This is a genomic window from Enterococcus sp. SMC-9 (genome assembly GCF_021011285.1).
Lineage (GTDB): Bacteria > Bacillota > Bacilli > Lactobacillales > Enterococcaceae > Enterococcus_C > Enterococcus_C montenegrensis.
In genome coordinates this window covers 1-2,797 of the sequence record NZ_JAILYE010000012.1, presented here as the reverse complement: position 1 = coordinate 2,797, position 2,797 = coordinate 1, and the positions used below count along the sequence as shown (strand labels likewise).

Below are 2,797 nucleotides of genomic sequence, written 5' to 3'. Positions count from 1 at the left end.
ATGGTAGTTCTTTCAGATAGTCGAATGACTTGGAAAAGTCAGTCAAAGAGGGTAAAAACCCCGTAGGCGAAATTTGGAAGGCACCTAGGAGGATCCTGAGTACGGCGGAACACGAGGAATTCCGTCGGAATCCGGGAGGACCATCTCCCAAGGCTAAATACTCCCTAGTGACCGATAGTGAACCAGTACCGTGAGGGAAAGGTGAAAAGCACCCCGGAAGGGGAGTGAAATAGATCCTGAAACCGTGTGCCTACAACAAGTTAGAGCCCGTTAATGGGTGATAGCGTGCCTTTTGTAGAATGAACCGGCGAGTTACGATTGCATGCGAGGTTAAGTTGAAGAGACGGAGCCGCAGCGAAAGCGAGTCTGAATAGGGCGAATGAGTATGTAGTCGTAGACCCGAAACCATGTGATCTACCCATGTCCAGGTTGAAGGTGCGGTAAAACGCACTGGAGGACCGAACCCACGTACGTTGAAAAGTGCGGGGATGAGGTGTGGGTAGCGGAGAAATTCCAAACGAACTTGGAGATAGCTGGTTCTCTCCGAAATAGCTTTAGGGCTAGCGTCGAAGTTAAGAATGATGGAGGTAGAGCACTGTTTGGACTAGGGGCCCATCTCGGGTTACCGAATTCAGATAAACTCCGAATGCCATTCATTTATATTCGGCAGTCAGACTGTGAGTGATAAGATCCATAGTCGAAAGGGAAACAGCCCAGACCACCAGCTAAGGTCCCAAAATGTATGTTAAGTGGAAAAGGATGTGGGGTTGCACAGACAACTAGGATGTTGGCTCAGAAGCAGCCACCATTTAAAGAGTGCGTAATAGCTCACTAGTCGAGTGACCCTGCGCCGAAAATGTACCGGGGCTAAACATACTACCGAAGCTGTGGAGTACACCGAAGGTGTATTGGTAGGAGAGCGTTCTAAGGGCGTTGAAGGTAGATCGTGAGGACTGCTGGAGCGCTTAGAAGTGAGAATGCCGGTATGAGTAGCGAAAGACAGGTGAGAATCCTGTCCACCGAATGACTAAGGTTTCCTGGGGAAGGCTCGTCCGCCCAGGGTTAGTCGGGACCTAAGCCGAGGCCGATAGGCGTAGGCGATGGACAACAGGTTGATATTCCTGTACCCGTTGTATTTGTTTGAGCAATGGAGGGACGCAGGAGGCTAAGAAGTGCAGACTGATGGATATGTCTGTTCAAGCAGTAAGTCTTGAGATGAGTCAAATGCTTATTTCTATAAGGACAAGCTGTGATGAGGAGGGAAATAATAGTACCGAAGCTTCTGATGTCACACTGCCGAGAAAAGCTTCTAGTGAGAAGACAACGGCCCGTACCGCAAACCGACACAGGTAGTCGAGGAGAGAATCCTAAGGTGAGCGAGAGAACTCTCGTTAAGGAACTCGGCAAAATGACCCCGTAACTTCGGGAGAAGGGGTGCTGACCGCAAGGTCAGCCGCAGTGAATAGGCCCAAGCGACTGTTTATCAAAAACACAGGTCTCTGCAAAATCGAAAGATGAAGTATAGGGGCTGACGCCTGCCCGGTGCTGGAAGGTTAAGAGGAGTGCTTAGCGTAAGCGAAGGTACGAATTGAAGCCCCAGTAAACGGCGGCCGTAACTATAACGGTCCTAAGGTAGCGAAATTCCTTGTCGGGTAAGTTCCGACCCGCACGAAAGGCGTAACGATTTGGGCACTGTCTCAACGAGAGACTCGGTGAAATTTTAGTACCTGTGAAGATGCAGGTTACCCGCGACAGGACGGAAAGACCCCATGGAGCTTTACTGTAGTTTGATATTGAGTGTCTGTACCACATGTACAGGATAGGTAGGAGCCGTAGAGATCGGGACGCTAGTTTCGAAGGAGGCAATGGTGGGATACTACCCTTGTGTTATGGCCACTCTAACCCGCACCACTAATCGTGGTGGGAGACAGTGTCAGATGGGCAGTTTGACTGGGGCGGTCGCCTCCTAAAAGGTAACGGAGGCGCCCAAAGGTTCCCTCAGAATGGTTGGAAATCATTCGCAGAGTGTAAAGGCAGAAGGGAGCTTGACTGCGAGACTTACAAGTCGAGCAGGGACGAAAGTCGGGCTTAGTGATCCGGTGGTTCCGCATGGAAGGGCCATCGCTCAACGGATAAAAGCTACCCTGGGGATAACAGGCTTATCTCCCCCAAGAGTCCACATCGACGGGGAGGTTTGGCACCTCGATGTCGGCTCGTCGCATCCTGGGGCTGTAGTCGGTCCCAAGGGTTGGGCTGTTCGCCCATTAAAGCGGCACGCGAGCTGGGTTCAGAACGTCGTGAGACAGTTCGGTCCCTATCCGTCGCGGGCGTTGGAAATTTGAGAGGAGCTGTCCTTAGTACGAGAGGACCGGGATGGACTTACCGCTGGTGTACCAGTTGTCTCGCCAGAGGCATCGCTGGGTAGCTATGTAGGGAAGGGATAAACGCTGAAAGCATCTAAGTGTGAAGCCCACCTCAAGATGAGATTTCCCATTTCTTAAAGAAAGTAAGATCCCTGAGAGAAGATCAGGTAGATAGGTCAGGAGTGGAAGTACAGTGATGTATGGAGCGGACTGATACTAATCGATCGAGGACTTAACCAAAGTAAAAGAAAACTCGGAAGAGTTTTGAAAAACTTCAAGATCCAGTTTTGAGTGAATGAAATTCACTTAATTAAATAGTGTGGTGGCGATAGCGAGAAGGATACACCTGTAACCATGCCGAACACAGAAGTTAAGCTTCTTAGCGCCGATTGTAGTGAAGGGTTTCCCTTTGTGAGAGTAGGACGTCGCCACGC

General features: G+C 50.4%; 2 rRNA genes. Both read left to right on the top strand.

What is annotated here, in order from left to right:
• Positions 1-2,603: ribosomal RNA gene (locus tag K4422_RS13500) — 23S ribosomal RNA — on the top strand; the annotation flags it as partial.
• A gap of 78 nt (positions 2,604-2,681) precedes the next feature.
• Positions 2,682-2,797 (top strand): 5S ribosomal RNA (rrf, locus tag K4422_RS13495).